The sequence below is a fragment of the Streptomyces sp. NPDC088116 genome (genome assembly GCF_044741745.1).
Taxonomy (GTDB): Bacteria; Actinomycetota; Actinomycetes; order Streptomycetales; family Streptomycetaceae; genus Streptomyces.
Genome location: NZ_JBIUTF010000006.1, coordinates 526,044 through 551,139, shown reverse-complemented (window position 1 = coordinate 551,139; position 25,096 = coordinate 526,044). Strand labels below are relative to the sequence as shown.

22 protein-coding genes are annotated in these 25,096 nt (G+C 69.9%); 13 read left to right on the top strand and 9 right to left on the bottom strand.

The window, feature by feature from the left end; genetic code table 11:
- Positions 1-107: 107 nt before the first annotated feature.
- From ACIOJD_RS25845 to ACIOJD_RS25830, 4 genes are all read right to left on the bottom strand, one after another.
- Positions 108-782 (bottom strand): hypothetical protein, encoded by a 675-nt coding sequence (locus ACIOJD_RS25845; RefSeq protein WP_401917875.1) that lies wholly within the window; start codon positions 780-782, stop codon positions 108-110.
- 125 nt (positions 783-907) lie between these two features.
- On the bottom strand, positions 908-1,912 hold the full coding sequence (locus ACIOJD_RS25840; protein ID WP_401917873.1) for a LacI family DNA-binding transcriptional regulator: 1,005 nt from the start codon (positions 1,910-1,912) through the stop codon (positions 908-910).
- 19 nt (positions 1,913-1,931) lie between these two features.
- Positions 1,932-2,969 (bottom strand): LacI family DNA-binding transcriptional regulator, encoded by a 1,038-nt coding sequence (locus ACIOJD_RS25835; protein ID WP_401917871.1) that lies wholly within the window; start codon positions 2,967-2,969, stop codon positions 1,932-1,934.
- Between the two features lie 242 nt (positions 2,970-3,211).
- Entirely contained in the window at positions 3,212-4,201 is a 990-nt protein-coding gene (locus ACIOJD_RS25830; RefSeq protein ID WP_401917869.1) for an acetylxylan esterase, read from the bottom strand.
- Positions 4,202-4,437: 236 nt separating this feature from the next.
- On the opposite strand from ACIOJD_RS25830, the gene ACIOJD_RS25825 reads away from it, so the two are divergent.
- Genes ACIOJD_RS25825 through ACIOJD_RS25805 form a run of 5 tightly spaced genes read left to right on the top strand, consistent with a single transcriptional unit; the run spans position 4,438 to position 10,985 of the window.
- On the top strand, positions 4,438-5,454 hold the full coding sequence (locus ACIOJD_RS25825; protein WP_401917868.1) for an ABC transporter permease: 1,017 nt from the start codon (positions 4,438-4,440) through the stop codon (positions 5,452-5,454).
- A gap of 47 nt (positions 5,455-5,501) precedes the next feature.
- On the top strand, positions 5,502-6,374 hold the full coding sequence (locus ACIOJD_RS25820; RefSeq protein ID WP_401917867.1) for a carbohydrate ABC transporter permease: 873 nt from the start codon (positions 5,502-5,504) through the stop codon (positions 6,372-6,374).
- A gap of 47 nt (positions 6,375-6,421) precedes the next feature.
- Positions 6,422-8,077: an extracellular solute-binding protein gene (locus tag ACIOJD_RS25815; RefSeq protein WP_401917865.1), complete on the top strand. Its 1,656-nt coding sequence runs from the start codon at positions 6,422-6,424 to the stop codon at positions 8,075-8,077.
- Entirely contained in the window at positions 8,074-8,880 is an 807-nt protein-coding gene (locus ACIOJD_RS25810) for a hypothetical protein (RefSeq protein WP_401917863.1), read from the top strand. The genes ACIOJD_RS25815 and ACIOJD_RS25810 overlap by 4 nt, the downstream gene beginning before the upstream one ends.
- A complete protein-coding gene (locus ACIOJD_RS25805; protein WP_401917861.1) occupies positions 8,877-10,985 on the top strand; it encodes a beta-galactosidase in 2,109 nt (702 codons plus the stop codon). Before ACIOJD_RS25810 ends, ACIOJD_RS25805 begins: the two co-directional genes overlap by 4 nt.
- Before the next feature lie 65 nt (positions 10,986-11,050).
- On the opposite strand, the gene ACIOJD_RS25800 is transcribed toward ACIOJD_RS25805, so the two are convergent.
- Complete coding sequence (locus tag ACIOJD_RS25800; RefSeq protein WP_401917860.1) at positions 11,051-13,096, bottom strand: alpha-glucuronidase; 2,046 nt, start codon at positions 13,094-13,096, stop codon at positions 11,051-11,053.
- 152 nt (positions 13,097-13,248) lie between these two features.
- Here ACIOJD_RS25800 and ACIOJD_RS25795 point away from each other — a divergent pair, with 152 nt between their 5' ends.
- Positions 13,249-13,455 carry an MbtH family protein gene (locus ACIOJD_RS25795; protein WP_401917858.1) on the top strand — a complete coding sequence of 69 codons (207 nt, stop codon included), beginning with the start codon at positions 13,249-13,251 and terminating at the stop codon, positions 13,453-13,455.
- Between the two features lie 171 nt (positions 13,456-13,626).
- On the opposite strand, the gene ACIOJD_RS25790 is transcribed toward ACIOJD_RS25795, so the two are convergent.
- Positions 13,627-14,262 (bottom strand): RraA family protein, encoded by a 636-nt coding sequence (locus tag ACIOJD_RS25790; RefSeq protein ID WP_401917856.1) that lies wholly within the window; start codon positions 14,260-14,262, stop codon positions 13,627-13,629.
- Between the two features lie 650 nt (positions 14,263-14,912).
- Between ACIOJD_RS25790 and ACIOJD_RS25785 the strand changes: the two genes are divergently transcribed.
- The 7 genes from ACIOJD_RS25785 (at position 14,913) to ACIOJD_RS25755 (ending at position 21,642) form a co-directional block, all read left to right on the top strand.
- Positions 14,913-16,289 (top strand): MFS transporter, encoded by a 1,377-nt coding sequence (locus ACIOJD_RS25785; protein WP_401917855.1) that lies wholly within the window; start codon positions 14,913-14,915, stop codon positions 16,287-16,289.
- Between the two features lie 99 nt (positions 16,290-16,388).
- Complete coding sequence (locus ACIOJD_RS25780) at positions 16,389-17,195, top strand: LamB/YcsF family protein (RefSeq protein ID WP_401917854.1); 807 nt, start codon at positions 16,389-16,391, stop codon at positions 17,193-17,195.
- Positions 17,196-17,215: 20 nt separating this feature from the next.
- Positions 17,216-17,947 carry an allophanate hydrolase subunit 1 gene (locus ACIOJD_RS25775; RefSeq protein WP_401917852.1) on the top strand — a complete coding sequence of 244 codons (732 nt, stop codon included), beginning with the start codon at positions 17,216-17,218 and terminating at the stop codon, positions 17,945-17,947.
- A complete protein-coding gene (locus ACIOJD_RS25770) occupies positions 17,944-18,945 on the top strand; it encodes a biotin-dependent carboxyltransferase family protein (protein WP_401917850.1) in 1,002 nt (333 codons plus the stop codon). The genes ACIOJD_RS25775 and ACIOJD_RS25770 overlap by 4 nt, the downstream gene beginning before the upstream one ends.
- Before the next feature lie 92 nt (positions 18,946-19,037).
- Positions 19,038-19,832: an SDR family oxidoreductase gene (locus ACIOJD_RS25765; protein ID WP_401917848.1), complete on the top strand. Its 795-nt coding sequence runs from the start codon at positions 19,038-19,040 to the stop codon at positions 19,830-19,832.
- A gap of 26 nt (positions 19,833-19,858) precedes the next feature.
- Entirely contained in the window at positions 19,859-21,028 is a 1,170-nt protein-coding gene (locus tag ACIOJD_RS25760; RefSeq protein WP_401917847.1) for a pyridoxal phosphate-dependent aminotransferase, read from the top strand.
- A gap of 32 nt (positions 21,029-21,060) precedes the next feature.
- The gene (locus ACIOJD_RS25755) at positions 21,061-21,642 is read left to right on the top strand and encodes a TetR/AcrR family transcriptional regulator (RefSeq protein WP_401917845.1); all 582 of its coding nucleotides are present in this window, start codon (positions 21,061-21,063) and stop codon (positions 21,640-21,642) included.
- A 90-nt stretch (positions 21,643-21,732) separates the two neighbouring features.
- Here the strand turns inward: ACIOJD_RS25755 and ACIOJD_RS25750 are convergent, their stop codons facing one another.
- From ACIOJD_RS25750 to ACIOJD_RS25740, 3 genes are all read right to left on the bottom strand, one after another.
- Positions 21,733-23,340, bottom strand: coding sequence for an AMP-binding protein (locus tag ACIOJD_RS25750; RefSeq protein WP_401917843.1), 1,608 nt, complete (start codon positions 23,338-23,340; stop codon positions 21,733-21,735).
- A 146-nt stretch (positions 23,341-23,486) separates the two neighbouring features.
- Positions 23,487-23,747 (bottom strand): transposase family protein, encoded by a 261-nt coding sequence (locus ACIOJD_RS25745; RefSeq protein WP_401918059.1) that lies wholly within the window; start codon positions 23,745-23,747, stop codon positions 23,487-23,489.
- A 166-nt stretch (positions 23,748-23,913) separates the two neighbouring features.
- Positions 23,914-25,035 (bottom strand): hypothetical protein, encoded by a 1,122-nt coding sequence (locus tag ACIOJD_RS25740; protein WP_401918063.1) that lies wholly within the window; start codon positions 25,033-25,035, stop codon positions 23,914-23,916.
- Between the last annotated feature and the right edge of the window lie 61 nt (positions 25,036-25,096).

The following is a 25,096-nucleotide window of genomic DNA, read 5'->3' as shown; positions in this document are numbered from 1 at the left end:
ATGGCCGGACGCCGCTGCGGTCGCGGACCCGAGACGCTGAGCGGAGTGTGACGGCGTGCCCGGGAGCGGTTGCCGCCCCCGGGCGTCAGCCTGCGAGATGCCCGACGTTACAGACCGTCACGAACCATGGCGGCGACGATCTGGACGTGACGATCGGCCGCCGTGTTCGAGAACTCGTTCTCGTAGTTCAGGCCGTAGGGCCAGAAGTGCCCTCCACCGGCGGACAGCGTGGCGCCCGAACCGTCGAACTGCTTGACGAGGCCAGTGGCCTGCGCGCCGCGCCAGGTTCCTCCGGTGGTGAGGGTGGACCAGCCGCCGCTGGTGCCCACGCCGATGGTGTGGGCGATCTCGTGCAGAGCGGTCCTCTGGGTCATGTAGCCGCGGTTACCGAAACGGATGGTTCCGTTGATGTTGCCGTCGGCGGTGGGCACGCCCGGGTCGTAGCGGACGGTGATGCTCTTGCCCAGGTCGCTGATGTTGTTGTAGCGGGCCACCGCGGCGTTCATCGCCGTGGTGATGAGGCCGTAGGCCGCCAACTGGTCCTGGGTGGGGTTGCTCGCCCGTTCCAGGGTCCAGGTGATGGTGGCCGCTGCCACCTGTTCCCGGGCTTCCGAGGCGGCCTGCGGTAACGCCCGCTCAGAGGCCTGCGCGATACCGGGACCGGCCAGTACGGCGCCCGCCAGTGTGGCGGCCGCCAGCGTGGTGATGACCGACCTGTTGCGCCGGTCGCGCCGGGGTATGGCCGTTCGCTCAGCGGGCTTCGGGGTCCGTCGTGGACTCATGTGAGGGGATCCTCCTCTGGGGGGTGGGCCGTCGCGTGCGGGGATGACCATGGCTCCGGAAGCCCGGCGTCCGTAAGTATCCAGCCGGGAAATGTGGCGTCAAGAGGCCCCGCACACAGGGAAGTTCAGCCGTCGCGCCCGGTAGCCGGACCGGTCGACTTCCGGATGACGAGGTCCACCGACATGTCGAGTCGCACGGGAGCCAGTGACGGGTCGTCACTGACGGCGCCCAGGACCCGGATGCTTTCGGCGGCCATCTCCTCGAAGGGCTGGCGAACGGTGGTCAGAGCGGGGGCCGAGGACCTCGCGGCGTCGACGTCGTCGAATCCGATGACCGAGACGTCCTCCGGAACCCGCAGTCCGCGCTCGGTACATGCCTCGATCACGCCCAGGGCCTGGAGATCGTTGCCGGTCACGAAAGCGGTCGGGGTCCGGCAGTTGTCCAGCAGGGCGTGGGCGGCGCGCCGGGCCGGCTCGGCCTGGAAGCGCACGGAGCGGATCAACGCGCGGTCCGGGCGGATGTCCGCCTCGCGCAGCGCCGAGAGGTATCCGCCGAAACGCGCGCGACAGCAGACCAGGTCCAGTGGCCCGGTGATGAGTGCGATCCTCCTGTGGCCGAGAGCCGTGAGGTGCTGGGCCGCCAGTGTCCCGCCGCGCCACTGGGTGGCCCCGACCGCGTTCATCTCGGCGGGAGCGTCGCCGATCGTGTCGAGGATGACGGTGGGCAGGCGCGCCTCGGCCAGTCGCCGACGGACATCGGGTGGCACAGGAGACAGGACGCATACGGCGCCGGCCGGACGATGGGAGAGCAACCGTTCCAGCCAGTCGGGATCACCGTCGGCATGGCTGACGGTGAGCGGTCTGCCGGCCGCGCGGAGCACGGCGGAGAACCCGCGCAGGAGCGGTGCGTTGAGGGCACTGCCCACACTGCCGAACACCACATCGACCGGCCCGTGGCGCGGCACGCGGCGATGCCATTGGTAGCCGGTCGCCGCGACGGCCTCCATGACCCGTTGCCGTAGTTCGGCGGAGAGTCCCGGCCTTCCGTTGAGCACCTTGGAGACGGAGCTCTGCGAGACGTTGGCGAGCTGCGCCACCGTGATCATCCGTACGGTCGTCCGTCCGTTCATCGCGCTCTCCTTCAAGGGGTCACGTGTGGACCGGGGGTCTCGCCTCGGCCGCGGTGGGCGGTGCGGTGCTGTCCCGGATCACGAGCGAGGTCGCGAGTTCGATCCGCCGCCCCAGCGACGAACCGGGCAGCGCCCGTTCCTGCGCGATGAGCCGTACTCCCTCCGCCGCCATTTCCGCCAGGGGCTGGCGGACCGTGGTCAGCGGCGGGGCGAGCATCGTGCAGATCGTGGTGTCGTCGAACCCGACGACGGAGAGATCCTCGGGGATGCGCAGGCCGCGCGCGCGGGCCATCTGGTAGACACCGGCGGCCTGTCCGTCGGAACCCGCGAAGACGGCGGTGGGCCGGTCCGGGAGGTCCAGCAGTGAGGCGCCGTGCGCGACTCCGCCCGTGAGGAGGAAGTTTCCGTAGCGGGTGAGGGCGGGGTCGGGGGCGAGCGAGAACTCACGGTGCGCGGCCAGGTAGCCCTCGTGCCGCTCGCGGGTGCACTGGATCTCGGCGGGCCCGCCGATGAATCCGATGCGCCGGTGCCCGAGTTCGAGGAGATGCCGGGTGGCGGCGGCGCCTCCCGACCAGTTGGTGGCTCCGACGGTCGGAATGGTGGGTTCGCCGGTACCCACCGGATCGAGCAGGATGAGCGGGGCCGACAGATCGGCCAGCGCGGCGATCTCGTCGTGGCGGGCACGGGAGAGTACGAGGATCACGCCGTCCGTCGGGCGCGCCCTGCGGACGGCGATCCATTCGCGGATGCTGAAACGCGGATGGCTGGTGGTCGTGAGCGCGAGTGTGTACCCGAGGCCGAACGCGGTTGTCTGCACTCCGGATATGAGTTCCCCCGCCCACGGTGTGGTGATTCCGTCGATGAGGACGTCGAGGACACCGTCCTGCGGCCGCTGTCGCCCTTTGCGCAGTACATATCCGGTTTCCTTCGCCGCCCGTGTGACGCGGCCCCGGGTCTCCTCGGAGATATCCGGTTTGTCGGCAAGGACCCGCGACACCGTGGAGATCGAGACCCCCGCCGCCTTGGCCACCGCCGCCATCGTTGCCCGACCGGTCATGCCGACTCCCTCTCCTGGGGCGTGTCTGCAAAGTCCCGCAACGGTGCGCGGAATATTCCGCCAACACCTCATGCAAACAACACGTGATCCGCGAGTTCACCACCGCTTCCTTGACACCCGTTTTTACCCGGACTTAGCGTCCGCGTCATGAATCCGCCGCAACTCTTGCGGTCGGTTGCGGAGATCCACTTGCCGGGAATCGCGGGATGGCCCGCCGAACGGAGAAGTGATACGTGTCTCGCTCAGTCGCCCACCACCTCGCGCAGCCAGAAGAGTTGTTCGCGCACATGCACCGCGTCACCCCCTTCGTGCCCGTTGAAGGGATAGGGGCGCATATCGCGGCGCGGTGCGCGACCGGTCAGTTCGCCGTAGCGGTTGAAGGCGGAGTAGACGCCGCTGGGCGGACACACCGTGTCGCGCAGCCCGACACCGAAGTGCGCCGGGGCGTGGGCGCGGCGCGCGAAGGAGGCGCCCTCCATGTACGAGAGGGTGCGCAGCACGGCCCGCGCCGCGCCGCGGTGCACCGCGAGGTACGCGGCGATCTCCTCGTAGGGTCCGGCGCCCGCGAGATCCAGCGCGCGAGCGATGCCGCACAGCAGCGGAGCGCTCACCAGCACCGCCGCGAGGTCGGGGACGAGGCCGGCGACCGCGAGCGCGAGGCCGCCGCCCTGGCTGTTGCCGACCGCGGCCACCCGCGTGGCGTCCACGCCCGGCAGCGCGCGTACGGCGGCGACCGCGCGCACCGCGTCCGTGATCAGCCGCCGGTAGTGGTAGTCGTGCGGCGCGAGCAGGCCGCGCGCGGCCGGACCGGGGCCACCGGGCGCGGAAGCGTGCGGGTCCGGAGTGTCGCCACCGCATCCGTACTGGTCGCCCTGCCCTCTGTTGTCCATGAGAAGGTGCGCGAACCCGGCGGCGGCCCAGGTGATCCGTTCATGCGGGAGCCCGCGCCCGCGCCCGTACCCCGCGTACTCGACGACGGCGGGCAGGGAGTGCGACACCCCGGCGGGGCGTGTGTACCAGGCGAAGACCGGCTCACCGGCGAATCCGCGGAACACCACGTCCCAGGTGTCGACCAGCCGCAGGCCGGTGTCCACACGGCGCTGCGACACCACGGGGCGGGCCTGTCCCGCCTCCTTCAGGGTGTCCTGCCAGAAGGCGTCGAAGTCGGCGGGCTCGTCGAGCACGGGCCGGTATCGCTGCAACTCGTCCAGGGGGAGATCGAAGGCGGGCACGGCACCTCGCAGGCGGTCGGGGACGGCGTACAGCCGTCCGGCCGTTCCGCTGTCCGGTCGAACTTCTCCGGAGGAAGGTAACAGCCCCCAGGGGGAGTTGACGCCCCATCCGCTGGGCAACGGGCACATCCGGACGTACCCATGCACCACACCCTCCGTACCCACGCGCCACCACCCTCCGTGGCCGGGCCCCAGGGCCCGGCCACCCACCCCGCCCACACCACGGAGGCCCGAGCATGAGCACCTCCACCGCACTGGACCCGCCGGACGGAACCCGCAGACCGACGCACAGCCCCTCGGATCCGAAGGCGGCCAGTGCGCAGCCACCGCCCCGCAAGCCGCCTTCCGCGCGCCGCAGTTGGCGCCAGGCGCTGGGCCGCGACTGGCAGTTGTACTCGCTGGTGGTGCTGCCGCTGCTGTTCTTCCTGGTCTTCCGCTACCTGCCGATGATCGGGAACGTGATCGCCTTCCGCCGCTTCGAACCGGGCGGTTCGATCCTGGGCGAGGACTGGGTGGGCCTGCGCTATGTGCACATGTTCCTCGGCGACCCCACCTTCTGGCAGGTCTTCACCAACACACTGTGGCTGGGCGCGCTCACGCTCGTGTTCTGCTTCCCGATCCCGGTCGTGCTGGCGCTGCTGCTCAACGAGGTGCGCACGCGCGCGCTGAAGCGGTTCGTGCAGTCGGTGTCGTACCTCCCGCACTTCCTCTCCGTCGTGATCATCGCGGGCATCACCATGCAGATCCTCGCCACGGACGGACCCGTCAACCACGCGCTGCGGACGTTCGGTCAGGCGCCGGTCCCGTTCCTCCAGGAGCCGGAGTGGTTCCGTACCGTCTACGTCGGCTCGGAGATCTGGCAGACCGCGGGCTGGGGCACCATCCTCTACCTCGCCGCGCTCACCACCGTCGACGACGAGCTGTACGAGGCGGCACGTATCGACGGCGCCAACCGCTGGCAGCAGATCTGGCACATCACCCTGCCCGGCATCCGCCCCACCATGATCACGCTGCTGATCCTCAACATCGGCACGTTCATGGCGGTGGGATTCGAGAAGATCATGCTGATCTACAACCCGCTGACCTACCCGACCGCCGATGTCATCTCCACGTATCTGTACCGCGCCGGTGTGGAGTCCAACAGCTTCAGCTACGCCGCCGCGATCGGCCTGTTCGAGGCGGTCATCGGCCTGGTGCTGATCTTCTCAGCGAACCACCTCTCACGCCGCACGGTGGGGACGAGCCTGTGGTGACCGCGCCGGGCGGCCCTCGGCGCCGCGCTCCGCGCCCGCGAATCTCGGTGCACGCGCCCTCCCGGGGCTACCGCGTCTTCCAGTGCGTGAACGCTCTGGTCCTGACCGGGGTCGTGGCCGTGACCCTCTACCCCTTCGTGAACATCATCGCCCGCTCCTTCAGCGCGGAGGACCGTATCCGGGCGGGCCAGGTCAACCTGCTGCCCGAGGGCTTCAACCTGACCACGTACCGCCTCGTCGTCGCGGACGGAATGTTCTGGCGGAACTACGGCAACACCGTGCTCTACACGGTGGTGGGCACCGTCATCGCCATGGTGCTCACCACCTGCTACGCGTACGTCCTGTCGAAACAGCGCCTGAAGGGCCGCAACGCGCTGACCGGCATCGCCGTCTTCACCATGTTCTTCTCCGGCGGTCTGATCCCGAACTACGTCCTCATCAGCGGCCTCGACATGAAGAACACACTGTGGGCGCTGGTGATCCCGAACGCGATCAGCGTCTTCAACCTGCTCGTGATGAAGGCCTTCTTCGAAAGCCTGCCGTCCGAACTGGAGGAGGCCGCGCAGATCGACGGTCTGAGCACCTACGGCATTCTGTTCCGCATCGTGCTGCCCCTGTCCAAAGCGGTGATCGCGACGATGGTGCTCTTCTACTCGGTGTCTTTCTGGAATTCCTGGTTCGGGGCCTTCCTCTACATGGACAGGGCCGAACTGATGCCGGTCACGGTCTATCTCCGCAACATGATCGCCGGCGCGACCGGCGGCGGAAACGTTGGCGCCCAGACGGAACAGCTCACCCAGGTGGGGGCGAACATCCAGGCCGTCACGATCCTGCTCACCGCACTTCCCATCCTCGCGGTCTACCCGTTCGTCCAGCGTTACTTCGTCTCCGGCGTCACGCTCGGCGCGGTCAAGGGCTGACGTGAAACACCCGATTTCGGAACAGACTTCGGAACAGAGGAGTAATCGTGAAGAACTCCGGACAGCTCTCGCGGCGCGGCCTGCTCGCCGCCGCCGGATTCGCCGGCCTCACCGTTCTCGTCGGCTGCGGCAGCGGCGCGGACGACGCGGACGCGAAGGACCTCTCCGGGAAACAGGCCGGAGCAATGAAGAAGTACGCGGTGGGCGACCAGTTCAAGGCCACCGAGCCGCTCTCTTTCACCATCCTCCACAACAACATGCCGACCTATCCGCTCAAGGAGAGCTGGCTCTTCTGGAAGGAGCTGACCAAGCGCACGGGCGTCACACTCAAGGCGACCGCCGTCCCGTACAGCGACTACGAGAAGAAGAGGGGCCTGCTCATCGGGGCGGGTGACGCGCCCTTCCTCATCCCCAAGACGTATCACGGTGCGGAGACCGCGTTCGTCTCCTCGGGGGCCATCCTCCCGGTCAGCGAGTACACGCACCTGATGCCGCACTTCCAGGACAAGGTCAGGAAGTGGGGGCTGGAGGGCGATCTGGACTCCATCCGGCAGGCCGACGGCAAGTACTACCTCCTGCCGGGCCTGCACGAGAAGGTGAGACCCGGCTACTCCCTCGCCCTGCGCACCGACGTACTGGAGAAGGCCGGACTCGGTCTGCCGACCACCTGGGACGAGGTCCACGAGGTGCTGAAGGGCCTCAAGGAGGCCCACCCCGACGTGTATCCCCTCTCGGACCGGTGGAACCAGCCCGAGCCGGGCGGCGCGCTGCTCAACTTCCTCGCCCCGGCCTACGGCACCAAGGGCGGCTGGGGCTACCAGAACGCCACCTGGGACGCCAAGGTGCGGAAGTTCGTCTTCACCGGCGCCATGGACGAATACCGCCGGATGCTCGCGTACCTGAGGAAGCTGGTGTCCGGCGGCCTGGTGGACCCGGAGAGCTTCACCCAGTCCGACGACCAGGCCAAGCAGAAGCTCTTCGGCGGCAAGTCCTTTGTGATCAGCGGCAATCCGCAGGTCCTGGCGGACGAGTACCGCAACAACCTGGCGAAGCAGATCAAGGGCGCGTCCATGGCGATGATCCCTGTGCCGATCGGTCCGGCCGGCCCCGTGGTGGACGGCAGCCGCCTGGAGAACGGCATGATGATCTCCAGCAAGGCCCTGAAGAGCGAGAACTTCGTCGCGATGATGCAGTTCGTGGACTGGCTGTGGTACTCGGACGCCGGGCAGGAATTCGCCAAGTGGGGAGTCAGGAACGTCACTTACACGACCTCAGGCCCCGGCAGGTACGAGCCCCTCGAGGGCATCAAGATCCTGGGCCTGAACCCGGAGGCGAAGAAGGACCTCCAGAAGGACTACGGATTCTCCAACGGAGTCTTCGCCTACGGCGGCAACTGGTCCCTGGTCGCGTCCTCCTTCACGGCGGACGAGCAGGCGTTCCAGGACTCGATGGCCCGGCGTAGGCGGCTCCCCGTCGAGCCCGCCCACCCGCTTCGGGCCATGGAGCAGGAGCAGGCCACGCTCTGGGAGACCCCGCTGAAGGACCACGTCAAGCAGAACACCCTCCAATTCGCCCTCGGCAGGCGCCCGTTGTCCGAATGGGACGACTACGTCACCGAACTGAAGGCCAAGAACATGGGTCACTTCATCGACGTGACCAACCAGGCGTACGAGCGCTTCCGGAACGAGAACGGCCGCCGATGACGGGCACGGCTCCGCGCCACCGCGTACCGGACCGCCCGGCCATCGACCTCGCACGAGCCCCGGACCGCCCGGCCATCGACCTCGCACGAGCCCCGGACCGCCCGGCCGCGACGAGCGCGCCAGAGGCGGCCCGCCGCCACACCTTCGGCACGGGAGCGCTCTCCCGCGCCGCCGCCCTGGTCCACACCCTGCTCACCACCCAGCTGATGATGCTCGCGGCCGCCTCACCAGCCCTTGTCGCCCTGCTCTTCCTGTCCCGCTCGGCGTCCGACCTGCCGCTCGCCGCCGCCTGCCTGCTGCCGCTCGGTCCCGCGCTGTCCGCCGCGCTGTACGCGCTCCACCACCGCGGCCGGGACCTCACGGAACTCCGGCCCGCCCGCGCCTACGCGCGCGGCTGGCGGCTGAACGCCCTGCCCGTGCTCAAGCTGTGGGCGCCCCTGCTCGGCTGGCTCTCCGTCATCGGCTTCTCGCTCGCCCATTTTCCCGCCGCGGGCCTGCCCCGCTGGTGGGCCTGGCTGCTGGTGCTCACCGGCCTGGTGTCGGTGCTGTGGGGAACGTACGCACTCGTGCTCGCCTCGCTCTTCACCTTCCGCACCGCCGACACCGCGCGCCTGGCCGCGTACTTCCTGCTCCGGCACGGCGGGGCCACCCTCGGCACCGCCTCCTTACTCGCCCTCGCCGGCGGCCTCACCGTGCTCTTCACCGAGGCCCTGCCAGCCCTGCTCGCCGCGCCAGGGCTGCTCTGCCTGCTGAACACGATCCGCCCGGTGACCACCGAGGCCCAGGAGGACTTCACCGTATGACCACCCCCAAGACCGGCAAGATCCCCTACGGCGGTGACTACACCCCGGAGCAGTGGCCCGAGGCCGTCCGCGACGAGGACCACCGCCTGTTCGGCGAGGCACGGATCGACACCCTCACCGTCGGTGTCTTCACCTGGGCACTCACCCAAATCGCCGAGGACACCTACGACTTCACCGTCCTCGACCGCACCCTCGACCGCGCCGCCGCCGAAGGCAGGCGTGTGTGTCTCGCCACCGGCACCGCCGCGCTCCCGCCCTGGCTGGCACGCGCCCATCCCGAGGTCAACCGCACCGACTTCGAGGGCCGCCGCCACGCTTACGGACAACGCCACAACTTCTGCCCCAGCTCGCCCGCGTACCGCCGGCTCGCCGCCGCACTCGCGGGCCGCCTCGCCGAGCGCTACGCCGCCCACCCGGCCCTGCTCGCCTGGCACATCAACAACGAGTACGGCGGGGCCTGTTACTGCGGCCTGTGCGCCGCCGCCTTCCGTGTCTGGCTGCGCGAGCGGCACGGCACCCTCGACGCACTCAACGACGCCTGGTGTGCGGCCTTCTGGTCGCACCGCTACACCGACTGGGACGAGATCGAGCCGCCCAGCGCCCTCACCGAGCACTGGCGCGGACCCGACCACACCGCCTTCCAGGGCATCACCCTCGACTACCACCGCTTCACCACGGACGCCCTGCTCGGCTGTTTCCGTGCCGAGAAGGAAGCGGTCCGCGGTCACGACCCGCACACACCGGTCACCACCAACTTCATGGGCGCCTACCGGCCGTTGGACTACCACCGCTGGGCGCCCCACCTCGACTTCGCCTCCTGGGACAGCTATCCGCCGCTCGACGCCCCGCCCACCCGGGCCGCTCTCGGACACGACCTGATGCGCGGACTCAAGGCCGGCGCCCCCTTCTGGCTCATGGAGTACACCCCCTCCACCACCGCCTGCCGCGACGTGAACCCGCTCAGGCGCCCCGGTGAGCTGCGGCTGGCCACCTGGCAGGCCATCGCCCACGGCGCGGACGCCGCCCTGTACTTCCAGATGCGTGCCTCGCGCGGCGCCTGCGAGAAGTACCACGGGGCGGTGATCGGTCACGCCGGACGCGACGACACCCGTGTCTTCCGCGAAGTCGCCGAGACAGGAAGGGAGTTGGCGGAGCTGGGAGGGGCCACGCTCGGCGCGCGCACCCCGGCCCGTACCGCCCTTCTCTTCGACTGGGACAGCTGGTGGGCGCTGGAGTTCTCCGACGGGCCGTCACGCCTCGTCCGCTACCAGGAGGTCGTCCACGCGTACTACCGGGCCGCCCGTGCGGCGGGCGCCGACGTGGACGTGGTCGCGGTGACCGCCGATCTCACCCCCTACGACGTGGTACTCACCCCCGCCCTGCACATGGTCAAAGGCGACCTCGCCGCGCGCCTGGAGGCCGTCGCCGCCCGCGGCGGCACCGTCCTGACGACCTTCCTCTCCGGCCGCGTCGACGAGAACGACAACGCCTTCCTCACCGACGTTCCCGGCCCGCTGGCAGGCATCATGGGCGTCCGCGTCGACGAGTGGGACTCCCGCCCCGCCGACACCGTCAACCCGGTCGTACTCGGCACGGGCGACGAAACCCTGCACACCACGGCACGTCTGGTCTTCGAGATCGTGCTTCCGCGGGGCGCCGAGCCGGTCGGCACCTACCAGGCCGACTTCTACGCGGGCACCCCGGCCGTCACCCGGCACCCCGTCGGCGAGAGCGGCGGCGAAGGCTGGTACGTCGCGACCGCGCTCGATCAGCCGGGCGTCGACTGGGTGGTACGCCGTGTCCTCGCCCGCCACGGCCTCGTGGGCCCGTACGCCCACCACCCCTCGGTCGAGACCGCCGCCCGCACCACCCCCGACGGCACGCTCCTGTTCTTCCTGCTCAACCACGCGCCCGACCCGGTGTCCGTGAGCGTCCACGCGACGGCCGTGGACCTGCTCACCGGCAAGCGGGCCGAGCGCGGCGAGACGCTCACGATGGACCCGCGCGGGGTCCGCGTTCTGCGTGTGGAACAGCTCCGAAGTGTGGAACGGGTCCGAAGTGTGGAGCAGCTCCGAAGTGAGGAACGGCTCCGAAGTGTGGAATAGCTCCGAACGCGGCGGCCCCGGGGCCACAACGCCACCGGGGCTGCCGCGTGTTCAGCGGATCCGCTTCAGTGGATCCGGCGCCCGCGTGCGTCCGGCACACCGGACTTCCGAAAGAAGTACGTGTTGATGTGGTCGCGCCACTCGCGGGCGCCGCGCACCTGCTCCTCGTAGCGTTCCGCCCCCCGCGCATGGCGTGCCGGATCCATGAGGTCCGCGAGTCCGGCCCACACCCGACGCGCCTCCTCGACCTCCGTCACGCCGTCGAAGTGCGTGTCGTAGATGTGCTGGATCACCGTTTCGCCGCTGTGCAGCACATGTCCGTACCGCACGTGGTGGAAGAAGAGCAGCAACTCGTCCGGGCAGGTCCCGGGCGACTCGTACACCTCCGCCCACGGCTTCGCGTACTGCCCGGCGAACCCGGTGCCGGTCGCCCGGCTGCGGTCGACGCCGACCCCGTCCCGGTCGGCGAAGTGGTACGTGCCCCACGGGCTGTACTCGTAGCCGTCCACGGCCGGCCCGTAGTGGTGCCCCGGCCGCACCATGAAACCGACGCCCAGCGGCGCCGTGTACTTCTCGTACGTCCGCCAGGAGCCGTCCAGGACCGCGAGCAGCCCGCCGCGCAGCCGCTCGGGATCGGCGGACTCCTCGGGTACGAAGGACAGTTCGATCCACTCGCGCAGGACGGCGCCCGGATCCGCGTCGGGCCGCCACGCCAGCCGGCCGACCGCGTACAGGTTGGCCTGCGCCAGCGGATGCCCGGTCCAGAACGGGTCGTCACCCGCGTTCGACACCGCCACCAGGCCATCGCCGCGCACCAACTCCCCTACGCTCGGGCCCTCTTCGCCCTCGGGACGGAACCGCAGTACCTCGCTCCACATCGGGCCGAGCCAGCACACGTGCCGCTGCTGTCCCGTGTACTCCTGGGTGGCCTGTATCTCCACCGAGAGACGGGTGTCCGGCATCGCTCCGATCACCGGGGAGACGGGTTCGCGCGCCTGGAAGTCCAGCGGCCCGTGTTTCACCTGGAGTACCGCGTTCGGCGCGAACTCGCCGTCCAGCGGGGCGAAGTGGTCGCGGGCCGCGCGTGCCCGGTCCGTCGACCGGTCCCGCCAGTCCTGCCGGTGGTTGTAGACGAAGGCCCGCCAGTGCACCGTACCGCCGTACGGGGCGAGCGCCCCGGCCAGCACGTTGGCGCCGTCCGCGTGGCTGCGGCCGTAGGCGAACGGGCCGGGCTGCCCCTCCGAGTCGGCCTTCACCACGTACCCGCCGAAGTCGGGTATCGCCGCGTACACCCGGCCGGTCGTCTCCGCCCACCAGTCGAACACCGCCTCGTGCGACGGGTCGGCGGTGGGCAGGCCGCCGAGCAAGACGGGAGAGGCGAAGGAGACGGACAGATGCGTGCGGATTCCGTACGGGCGCAGCGCGTCCGCGATCGCGGCCACCTCGCCGACGCGGTCGGTCAGCAGGTGGGCCTCGGTCTTGTGCACGTTCACGTTGTTCACGGCGACCGCGTTGACACCGCACGCGGCCAGCAGCCTGCCGTACCAGCGCACCCGCGCCAGTTCGTCCCGCGAGCCCCGCGCCAGGCCGTCGCGCCAGAAGAGCGAGCCACCGGCGTACCCCCGCTCCACCTGGCCCATCACCGGATGCACGGCCACGTTGTCCCAGTGGTCCAGCATCCGCAGCGCCAGCTCCGGGCGGTGCACTTCACGTGGCCGCTCGCCCCGGAAGACCGCCTCGCCGAGCCGCACCAGATGGAACAGCCCGTACAGCAGCCCGGCTTGACCGGTGGCCGTCACCCGGGTGACACCGCCGGCCCGTTCCAGGGCGAACCCCTCGTCCCCGAGCGCGTCCCGGTCGTCACCCTCACCGACTTCCAGCACCACGTCGTACGGCACCCCCCGTGTCGGCGCGCCCCTGACCACCTGACCGCCGAACCGCGCACAGGCGTACGCCACTTCGCCGTGCACCGTGTCCACCAGCGGCCCCGTACCGCGGATCAGCGTGCGCAGGGAACCGAGGTGGCGGAAGGCCTCGGGCGGCAGCCACGCCGGGTCGACGCCGCCGGGCAGCGTGGGCACCGGTACGGGTTCGGATACGGATGCCGGCACTCGGCCTCCTGGTCGGTGTGGTCGAGCTGGCCAGGGGCCGCCCGGTCGCGGGCGGCCCACGTATGTAGTACCCCTGCCCGCCTGCCGGGTACTCCCGGTACCGTCGTAGGACGCACGGCACACCGGAAAGAAGGACAAGGGAGAGATGCGGCATGAACCCTTTTGACGACCCCGACGCCGAGTTCCTGGTCCTGGTCAATCACGAGGGGCAGCACTCCCTCTGGCCTGGCTTCGCCGAGGTCCCGGACGGCTGGGACGTGGCACACGGCCGCGACACACGCGAGGCGTGCCTCGGCTACATCGAGGAGAACTGGACGGACATGCGTCCCAAGAGCCTCGTCGAGGCGATGGAGGGCTGAGCGCGGCCCCCTCGCGTGCGGAACAGCGTGCTGTGAACCCGTAGTTCGCCGGGGCGGCACCGACTCGGTGCGCTGCCGACGCGCGAAGACAGCGCTACCGAGTTCGCCGACCGGACAGCGGCGCGGCGGCCGTGCCGCTGGGCCGGTCCGTCGACCGGTGTCCGGTTGTCCTCACGCGAGGCTGCTGCGCAGCGCTCGGACCTCGGCGTCCAGCTCGGTTTCGCGGGCGACGATCTCCTTCACCGCCGTGAGCGCTTCGTCGGCGCGGTGCGGCGGAATGACGATGACACCGTCGTGGTCGGCGGCGACGATGTCGCCGGGGTTCACCACGACGCCGCCGATGGCGACCGGTTCGCCGATCGTGCCCGGTCCGTTCTTGAACGGACCGGCGGGAGTGAGCCCGCGTGCGAAGACCGGGACGCCGAGTTCCTCGATGATCGCGCTGTCGCGCACGTAGCCGTCGACGACCGCGCCGACGGCACCGTACACGGCGAATCGCTGGGCGAGGTTGTCGCCGATGACGGCGCGGCCATCATGGCCGAAGGCGTTGATGACGAGGATGTCACCGGGCCGGATGTGCTCGAGCGCGGCGATCACGGCCTTGTTGTCGCCCGCGACGGTGAGGACCGGGAGCGCTGTGCCGACGGCCTTGGCCCCGGTCCAGATCGGTGCGATGCCACCGTCGACGATGTTCAGCCGGTCGAGGGCGTCACCGAGATTGGCCACGGAGTGCTCGCGGAACTCATCGAGCATATGGCGGTCGACGCGGTGCCACGCGGTGTTGACTCGCACGTTGTCGTGGGACATCACGGTCTCCTTCGGATGGCGGGGAGGGCGGCCGGTACGACGGGCAGCCGTCCCGGCCGTGGGGGCCATGAGGCATTCCTCCGGCCCAGAAAGTGCGAAAGCTTTCGCGTTTCGCGAGAGCAAGAGACAGTGTGCATCCATCCGTGGCGCGAGACAAGGGTCGATGAGGGCCGGATGCGCCTGGTCGGGGTGGGGTTTGTGTCACGCGGCTCGGGCGGCGGGCGGCGGTCGACGGGTGCTTCTCCCTTTCTGGCGAAGAGCGGACCGGGGCGGAAGCGAGAGGTGACGTCGGGGCAACGCGGACCCTTGACCGCTTCGGAATGCGAATCTATTCTCATTCGAAATTCAAGTCGCAACTTGGCTCCGGCGCTATGCGGCGGCCCCTGTGCCGTGACGTCTTCTCCTGCCCCACTCGGGCGAGTTGAGGACGGCCTGAGCCGAAGCGCGCGGCGCGTCGGGAGCCCGGCATGGAACTTCGGCGCGCTCCTGGGCCGCACAACTCCGCCGAGACGCCGTCGTCGCCTTGCCACGAGGACCTGGAACGCCGGCGCGACCCCTCGGCGCAAGGGCGAGGGCCGGCAGCGACCACGTTCAAGCGCACGATTCTCAGGACACCGTTCCAGGAGTCCGCGACACCGAAAGCGAACGAAATGACAACGTCAGATCGGCTCGGCATAACGTCAGACCGGAACGGGACCGCGTTGGATCAGCCCGACGCGACAGCGGTCGATGTCGTCTCCGCGAACGGCAAGGTGGTCCGCAAGGCCACCGTCGCCGGCGCGATCGGCTCTTTCGTGGAGTGGTACGACTACGGCATCTACGGCCTGCTCGTCACCTACCTCGCGATCAACATGATGGGCGAGGCCGAGGCCGGAGGACTCTTCCTCACCAACGTCGGTTTCCTGGTCAGCTTTGTCGCACGCCCCTTCGGCAGCGTCATCTGCGGATACCTCGGGGACAAGATCGGGCGCAAGAGCCTCCTGGCCACCCTCCTGGTGCTCATCTCCACCGCGACAGCGGCCATCGGCCTCATCCCGTCCTCCACCGCCATCGGTGTCGCCGCGCCCGTCCTCCTGGTCCTGCTCCGTGTGCTGCAGGGCTTCTCGGCGGGCGGCGAGGTGGCCGGCGCCATGTCCTTCGTCGGGGAGTACGCCCCGGACGCGCGCCGCAACTACATGATGAGCTTCATCGCCGTCGGTTCGTTCGTCGCCCTCATGTTCGGCAGCGCCTTCTCCGCCGTCCTCATCACCACACTCGGCGACGACGCGATGGCCTCCTGGGCCTGGCGGGTGCCCTTCCTCCTCGCCGTCCCGCTCGGCTACGTCGGCTTCTACATCCGCCGGCAGTTGGAGGAGACCCCGCACTTCACGGCGCTGCGCGAACAGAACACCGTTGTGCGCAACCCGCTGAAGGCCGCGCTGACCTCGCCGCGGCACCTGAAGGCGATCGCGCTCACGATCTTCCTGCCCGCGCTCAACGGACCCGGCTACTACCTGCTGTTCGTCTACATGCCGACCTACCTGAAGACCTCGCTCGGCGCACACAACTTCCCGATGCTGCGGGCGCTCATGGTCACCGCGGTCAGCCTGATCGCCATCGTGATCTGTATCCCGCTCATGGCCCGGCTGTCCGACCGCATCGGCCGCAAGCCCGTGCTGACCCTGTCGGCGGTCGCGATGGCCGTGGTCTCCTACCCGATGTTCCTGCTCATCACGACCGGCGAGTTCGCCCTCGCGTGCGTCGGCACCACCGTGCTCGCGATCGCGTTCTCCGGCCACGCGGCGGTGGTGCACACGGTGCTCGCCGAACTGTTCCCGACCACCGTGCGCTACTCCGCGTACAGCATCGGGTTCAGCATCTCGACGATCATCTTCGGCGGCAGCGCCCCGCTGCTGATGACCGAGCTCATCGAGTCGACCGGCTCCAACCTGATCCCGGCGTTCGCCTCCATCGTGACCGCCGCCATCACTCTGGTCACCCTCGCGTTCCTGCGCGAGACCAAGGGCCGGCCGCTCGCGACCCACTGACGAGTATCCCACTGACTCCTATCCCACCGATCCGTGTCCCACTGAACTCGCATCTCACCACTCGCATCTCACCGAACCGCCACCCCTCCGGGAGACACCATGGGAATCAACTCGGTAGCCGTCGTCGCCGACCTCGGCGAGAGCTTCGGCAACTACACGATCGGCGACGACGGTGCCCTGCTCGGCCTCGTCACCTCGTCGAACATCGCCTGCGGCTTCCACGCCGGTGACCCGCGCATCATGGACCGCACCGTCGCCGACTGCGTCGCCCGCGGCATCGAACTCGGCGCCCACCCCGGATACCCCGACCTCGTCGGATTCGGCCGCCGGCTCATCGAGGCGTCGGAGGAGGAGATCCGTACCGATGTCCTCTACCAGCTCGGGGCGCTCGACGCCTTCGCGCGTGTGCACGGCGGAACGATCAGCCATGTGGCCCCGCACGGACGTATGGGCTCGATCGCGCAGACCGACGCCAAGCACGCCCGCGCCATCACGGACGCGATCGCCGCGTACAACTCCGACTACATCGTCATCTGTCAGCGCGGGCTGCTCGCCGAGGAGTCGCGCAAGCGCGACCTCGAGGTCGGTTACGTGTTCCTGGCGGACCGCGGGTACGGCGACGACGGCATGCCCGTGCCGCGCTCGCACGAGGAGGGCCTGGTCCACGACCCCGCACTCATCGGCGAGCGGTCCGTCCAGGTCGTGCGGGAGGGCACCGTGCGCTCGGTCAACGGCAACGTCGTACCGCTCGGCCACGACGCCGATGTGCTCCTGCTGCACGGGGACCACCCCACCGTGCTCCAGAACGGCACCTCGCTGCGTGCCGCACTCGACGCGGCGGGCGTCCGTGTCACGGGCCTGCGGGACGTCCTCGTGGAGAAGGCGGAGGTGGCGCTCGCCCGTTGAGGGTGAGCGCGCGATCAACCATGACCACCGCACAGTTGGCCAACGTCACCGTCGAGCCCTTCGGGGACTCGGCGGTGATGGTGACCGTTCCCCATGCCGACCAGGCGATCCGCAGGGCCGCGATCGTCACCTTCCGCGATCGCTTCCTGGCGTACCGCCCTCACGGCGTGCTCGATGTCGTCTCCGGTCTCGAGTCGCTGCTCATCGAGTTCGACCCTTTGGAGACCGCGCTCCCGCACATCGTGTACGCGGCCCGGCTGCTGGCGGAACGGATGCCGGCCGGCGACCGGGCACGGCCGCGTCCGGTCCGCCGGTTCGCCATCCCGGTCGTCTTCGACGAGGAGGCCGGACCTGATCTGGCGTCCGTCGCCGAGGAAGTGGGCCTGGCCACGGCCGAAGTCGTCGAGGCGATCGCGGAGTCCACGTTCACGATCTCTCTCCTGGGCGCGGCGATGGCTCCGATGATGGACGGGCTCAGGGTGCCCAGGCCGGTACGGCGGCGCGCCGAGCCGCGTACGGACGTCGCGCCCGGTGCGATCATGATCGCCGGTACCCACGCGATCATTCAGCCGTTCCCCGGCCCGACCGGCTGGCGGGTGGTCGGACACACGCCGCACACCATCGTCGACATCTCCCGCCCGGACCCCGTCTCGTTCGGTACGGGGGACCTCGTGCGGTTCGTCCCCGTCACGAGAGACGAGGCGGCGGCGCTGGACGCGGGCTTCCTGCTGCCCATGGAGGTGCCGGTATGACGACCGTGGGCCTCGACATCACCGGCACGGGATGGATCACGACGTTCCAGGATCTCGGCCGCCGGGACACCGAGCGCCGCGGTGTTCCCACCGGCGGCGCGGCCGACCAGCACTCCGCGGTCGTCGCGAACGTCCTTGTGGGCAACGCGCGCGGCGCGACGTTGATCGAGAACCTCGGGGGCGAACTGGCGCTGGTCCCCGACGCGGACGTCCTGGTCGCCGTGACCGGCGCCCCCGCCCGGGTGACCGTCGGCGACGTACCGGTCGACAGCTGGTCGCCGGTGGCGGTACCGGCCGGCCGCGAGATCCGGGTGCGCTGCGACACCGGCCCGGGAACCCGTACCTACCTGGCCGTGAACGGCGCGGTCGCCGCGCGGACCTTCCTCGGCAGCGCGGCCCCGGACGCGCGGATGGGGTTCGGGCAGGTCCTCGCCCGAGGAACGAGAGTGCGGCTGGAGACGGAGTTCCGGGGTTTCCGGCGCGGGGTCTTCGAGCCGCCGTTGTTCCGGCTCCCCGTCCCCGTCCTGCGCTGCGCGGAAGGGTCCTGGGGCATCGATGTGGTCGAGAGCGGGGGGATCCACGCGATTCCCGGGGTCCGCGAGGTGATCGAGGCATCGACGTACGTCGTCACCGCTCGCTCCAACCACGTCGGCCTGCGGCTCGACGGGCCGGTGCTCCACCCCGACACCGACACCGAGATCGTGTCGCACGGGGTTCCGGTCGGGGCCCTGCAGATTCCGCACGCGGACGAGCTCATCGTCCTCGGCAGGTACCGGAGCCTGACGGCCGGATACCCGATTGTCGCAGTCGCCTCACGGGGCTCGCTCCCTCTGCTGGGGCAGGCAGGACCGGGCCGGGAGCTGCGGTTCCGCTGGATCGACCGGGAGACCTCGCTCCGGGGCCACGCGGAGCGGGAGGGCGAGGTGCGAGCGCTTGAGCGCGCGGTGGCCCAGGCGTTCGGAGCATTCGGCTTCGCGACGCCCTTGTCGCAACGATAGATGAGAAGTTATTCTCATTTGGAATTCAGATCTCATATCATAATTCAGATCTCAGATCATTCAGGGTCCGGATTGTTCATGGAGGAGGAACGGTGACGTTGGCCGGCAAGACCGCGCTCATCACAGGAGCCGGCAGTGGAATGGGGCTCGAGACCGCGAGACTTCTCGCCCGGGACGGCGCCACCGTCGTACTCGTCGGCCGCCGGCAGAAGGCGCTCGACGACGTCCGGGACACGATCCACACCGAGGGCGGCACCGCCCACGCGATCGCGGCGGACATCACCCGCCCGGACGACGTGGCGCGCGTCATCGACCGCGTCCACGCCGAACTCGGTCCCGTCGACATTCTGATCAACAACGCGGGAAGTGCCTCGTCGGTGCTCAACCCGCAGTGGCTGCCGCACGACGAGTGGCGCCACGTTCTCGACGTGAACCTCACGGCGGTCTTCCAGCTCACCCAGGCCGTGCTCCCCGACATGCTCGGCCGCGGCACCGGAACGATCGTCACGGTCTCCTCGCTCGCCGCCGTCAACCCCAACCTGCTCGGCGGGGCCGCCTACGGCGCGGCCAAGGCCGGTGTCCGCAACTTCATGACCTTCCTGCACAACACCTTCCGCAACCAGGGCCTGCGGGCCGTCACCGTGCTGCCCGGTGAGGCGGACACCCCCATCCTCGACAACCGGGCCCGGCCGCCGGCCGCCGAGGAACGCGCCCACATGCTGCGGTCCGAGGACGTGGCCGAGGCCATCCGCCTCGCGGTCACGCTTCCCCAGCGGGTCGTCCTCCAGGAGATCGTGGTGGCCCCCACCCGGCAGCGCGACACCTCCGCCGACATCGAGATCAGCCGCTGGGCGGGCGCTCCCGCCGACGCCTCACCCCACAACTGACCACCTCTCGTCTCCAGGAGGAACGCATGCCGCCCACCACCGCCACCACGCCGCCCCCCTTCGCTCCCGCCGACGCCGTCGCCCGGATCGCCGCGGCCTCCCGCCGGACGCAGCAACCGCAGTCCGGAGGCGACCTCGTCTCCCTCGCCATGGGCGAGCCCGACTTCGACACGCCCGAGCAGGTGACCGAGGCGGCCCACGCCTCGCTGCGCGCCGGACGCACCCATTACTCGCCAGTGCTCGGCGAACCGGCGTTGCGCGAAGCGCTCGCCGAGAAGCTCGCCGGCATCGCGGGGGCACCGGTGTCAGCCGCCGACATCCTGATCACCCAGGGTGGAACGGCCGGTCTCGCCGCGTCGGTCCTCGGCATCGTCAACCCCGGTGACAAGGTGGTCGTCCCCGACCCCACGTACTCCCTCTACGCCGACCTGGTGAGGATGGCCGGGGGCGTCGTCGTGCCCGTGCCGCTCGGGCCGGACCTGCACTGGGACCTCGACCGGCTGGCCGACGCCCTCACCGGTGCGAAGCTCTTCGTGTTCTGCAACCCGGTCAATCCGACCGGAATCGTGCACCGCCGCGACGAACTCGAAGCGCTCGCCGGTCTGCTCGACGGCACGCCCACGATCGTCATCTCGGACGAGGCGTACTCCGACCTCGACCACACGGGCCGGCCGTTCACCTCCACGGTCTCGGTCGACGGCCTGCGCGACCGTACGGTCTACTGCCAGACCTTCTCCAAGAGTTACGCGATGACCGGTTGGCGCGTCGGCTACCTCTGGGGCCCGTCGCCGCTCATCCAGGCGTCCGCGCGCATCCACAACACCGTCAACGGGTCCATGAACACCGTCGTCCAGGACGCCGCGCTCGTCGCGGTGCGGACCTGCGACGCCGACATCGCCAGGATGCGTGCCGCGTACGCGCGGCGCGGCGAGATCATGCGCGCGGAACTGGCCGCGATCCCGGGCCTCACACTGAGCGAACAGGAGGGGGCGTTCTACCAATTCCCGCGCTACGACCTCGACTTGCCGTCGGCCGAGGTCGTCGCCGCGCTGCGTGCGCACGGCGTCGCCGTCCGGCCGGGAAGCGAGTTCGGCGCCCGGGGCGAAGGCCACCTGCGGTTGTCGTACGCTGCCAGCCCGGAATCCATCACCGAGGGCGTCCGCCGACTGGCTCGCGGCCTCTCGGCTCTTCAGTGAACGCCGTCTCACAGCAACGGGGGAGTCGACCCATGCGCAGTGACACCGAGCGCAACCGCAGGTACCTCATCAAGGCCGCCGCGCTGCTGTTCGAGAACTCGCCGACGCCGGTCAGTCTGGCCGAGATCGCCAAACACGCCGAGGTGTCCACCGCGACGGCCTACCGGCACTTCTCCTCCGTCGAGGAGATCCTGCACGCCTTCCGGGCGCAAGTCGGCTCCGAACTGAGGGACTTCAGCGCGCGGCAGACCACCCGGGGCATGGTGAGACTGGAGGCGGTGTCCCGCTACTGGGTGTCGCTCGTCCTCGAACACGGCGGGGCGATGGCCCAGATGCGCTCACACCGCGGATACCTCGAACGGCTGCGTGAGGGCACCGGCTATCTCGCCCCGCAGGCCGAGGCGCTCGCCGAGCCCCTGCGGCAGACCACCGAGGAACTCGGGCTCGGGGACCTCGGGGACGAGGCCCTGTTCCTCTGGAACGGCCTGTTCGACCCCCGGGACATCCTCGACCTCATCAAGAGCGGACGCCCCGAGGACGAGGCGGCCACCTGCCTGGTGGCCGCACTGCGCGGCGCCCTGATCGGCTGGGCGGCGGCCGGCCAGAACCACTGAGGCCGACGCGCCGCCGTCGCGGGGCACCGTACGGACCACGGACCGTGATCCGTACGGCACCGGTGCGATCCCGGCCCGGTGGCACGACCGTCAGGCCGTGGCGCGCTGCTCCTCGGCTTGCCGACGCAGTGCCTTCTTGTCCGGCTTGCCCGCGTCGGTCAGCGGCAGCGCGTCCACGAAGGTGATGTCGGCCGGTTCGTACATCGCGCCCCGCTCCTCCCGTACCAGGGCGCGCAGTTGCTCCTGCCGCAGGTCGCTGCCCGGAGCGGTGACGACCGCCGCGTGCACACGCTCCACGCGGTCGGCGTCGCGCACACCGAAGACGGTGCTCTGGTGCACCTGCGGATGGGAGTTGAGCAGGTCCTCCAACTCGCTGGTGTACACATGTCCGCCGACCACGACGATCATGTCCTTGAGCCGGTCGACGATGGTGAGGTAGCCGTCGGCGTCGAGGAAGCCCACGTCGCCGGTGTGCGCCCAGCCGTCCCGAAGCACCTCGGCGGTCAACTCGGGCTGCTTCCAGTAGCCCTGCATGATGCTCGCGGACCGTACGCAGATCTCGCCGTGCTCGCCGAGGGGCAGGTCGCGTCCGGACTCGTCACGGATCGCCACCTCGACCCAGGGCAGTACCTTTCCGGCGGACCGCAGCCGCTCCGGGCGCTCGGGGTCGTGGTCCTCCGGATGCAGGACGCTGACGCCGCCCGCCTCGTTCTGGCCGTAGAACTGCAGCAATACCGGGCCCAGGCGTCGGATGGCGTCGGCGATCCGGGCCGGGGAGGAGGGGCAGCCTCCGTACGTCAGGCTGCGCAGGCTGGAGGTGTCCGTCACCGCCGCGTCCGGGTGGTCGATGAGCTGGTACAGCAGGGGCGGAAGCAGGAACAGGTGGGATATGCGTTCGCGCTCGATCGTGGAGAGCACGGTGGCCGGGTCGAAGTCGGGGAGCAGTACGACCGTGCCGTTCGCGTGCAGCACGGCGTCGACCAGCATCCCGCTGAAGTGCGCGATCGTGGTGCACACCAGCAGTCGCGGGGGCTCCTCGTCCCGTGCTCGCAGTGAGTCCGCCAACCGGCCGGCGGCGTCGGGAGCGTCCGCCTGTGCCTCCCGCTGTGCGCGGGTCTCCCCGCGGAACGCCTGCATCTGCTCGAAGGTGCCGCAGATGCCCTTGGGATGGCCGGTCGTGCCGCCGGTGTGCCGGATGGAGCAGACGTCGTGCGGCCGGGCCTGGCTCGCGAACGGTTCGCCGGTCTGCTCGGCTGCCAGCTCCAGCAGATCGACGCCCACCTTCGCCGGGCCGAGGGTGAGGACGGTCGGGACCGGTGCCAGGCCGATCACACCCGCGGCACGTTCGTCGTAGTCGGGGTCGACGATCAGCGTGCGGCTCTCGACGTCCCGGACGATCGTCGCCTGCACGTCGGCGGCGAGTTTGTTGTAGAGGTGGTTGACCCGGCAGCCGATGAGGTTGGCGGCGTAGCGTACGGCGATGGCCTCCGGGAGGTTACCGCTCAGCAGGGTGACGGTCTGGCCGCGCTCGACGCCCTGGGCGTGAAGTGCCCACGCCATGCGGTGGACGAGGTCGCTGAACGCGCCGGCGGTGATGCGCCGCCCTTGGTGCACCAGCGCCTCGCGCTCGGGTGAGACTCCCAGCGCGTCGAGGTTCTCCTCCACGTGGGTGCGGAAGTTCGGTTCGACGACGGGCATGTGTGGTTCCTCCTGACCTGGCGCGGTCATGCGGGTGCCGGCGCCAGCGGTAGGTGCGTTACGGACGTGGTGCGCGCTTCCGACGGGACGTCGGGGGTGAAGGGTCAGGGCACCACTTACTAGTTGCTTGGGGCAACTAGGTCATGTTATCCCTTATGCTTCGTCACCTCCAACTTGCCCGCGTGTGCGGTCCGGAGTCCCTGGTGGCCGGCATCGGCAAGGATCTCGACTGTTGGACCGCCGGCCAGGGTTCGCGGCCGCATGCCGGGGCTGATGGCGCATCCCCGGTCCGCGAGCAGGGACCGCACCTCGCCGATGGCCCGGGTGACAGTCGAGCGGTCCCCGCCGAACCGGCAGGCCGGCACGTCATGAGTGACACCGTGGCGAAGGTTCACGAGCGTGGTCAGGAGCCGGTCGAGCTCAGCGTCTCACCGCTGACCGCGCACGAACTCGTAAGGACCGTCCCGCGATCCCCGGCGGGCGCATGACGTCAAGGGGTGACGGAGGCACCGGGACGAGTGAGCCGACAACCGGGGACGAGTGAGCCGACATACGACACGGCCTGACACCGTCTCAGGCGTGGAATCCGTTGCACACGACGGACGTGTACTCCTTGGGTCCGCCCTCGACGTGGTAGAGCACCACTGTCCAGTCACCCCTGTCGTCGCCCACCGGGATCGCGTCGACGACCCCTCCCTCGAAGTGGGCCCGGAAGTCGTCGGGGTACCTGAGTCTGACGGTTCCGCCCGACGACCACCGGGAGTAGATGTCGAAGGGCTTGCTGGTGAACCCGATGCCCTTGCCGACGGATCGCATGGGACGGCCGGTGCCGCGGTCGGTCTCGTGTGGCGGACGTACGCCCACCGATACGTAGTACGGCGCTGGGCGCTTCCCCTGCCCGGTGTCCTTGGGGCGCAGCTCCAACGAGGCGGTGTCCGTGCCGGTGGTGTGCGATACGGAGGACTGAAGGTCCATCGGCGGTGAGGACTCGGCGAGGCCGGCCAGCTCACAGAAGCCGATGCCCTGGGCGGCCTGCTCCGGATCGTCCGAGAGGACCCAACGGTCCTGCGAGACACGGTCGTTCAGGATGTGGTCCGGCGGTCGTCCGGCCGGGGCGCCGGCAGTCGGTCCGGACGCGGTCCGCGCCCCTGAGCCGGTGACTCCTGTGCTCGGTGCCTCCCCCTGGCTCTTGCTGTCCGTTTCCGGGAGCAGCCAGACGGCCACCGTCGCAGCGACCACCACCGCGCATGCCGCGAGCCAGGCTCTGCGCCGTGGGCCGGGAGCGGGGGCCTGATGGAGATCCGGCCGGTCGTACGGCGTGGTGCCGGGTGACTCAGGGCGTACCGGCGCGCCCCCTCCTTGCGCCACCTGGTCCACCGGCTCGCGGTCCCGCTGCCGTGTCGTGGCCTCTGTCCCGGGTTCCGGCTCCGACAGCACCTGTGTAGTGAACGACGAGGACGGCGTGCTCAACTTCCCCGGTACGGACGCGGATACGGGCACGGGGTCGGCGCTGTGGGCGACCGAGCGGTAGTGGGTGTCCGTCGCCAGCGCCGAGTCCACCGCGCATCCGGCGATCACGGCGGACAACTCCGGCCGATCGGCCGGGTCCTTGGCGACACACCGCCGGATCAGCGCGGCCAGCTCGGGCCGTACCCCCGTCAGGTCGATGTCCTCGTGCACGGCCCGGTAACTCACCACCGCCGAGTCTCCCGTGCCGTACGGGGGGGCGACCGGTCGCCGTGTACGCGAGCGTCGC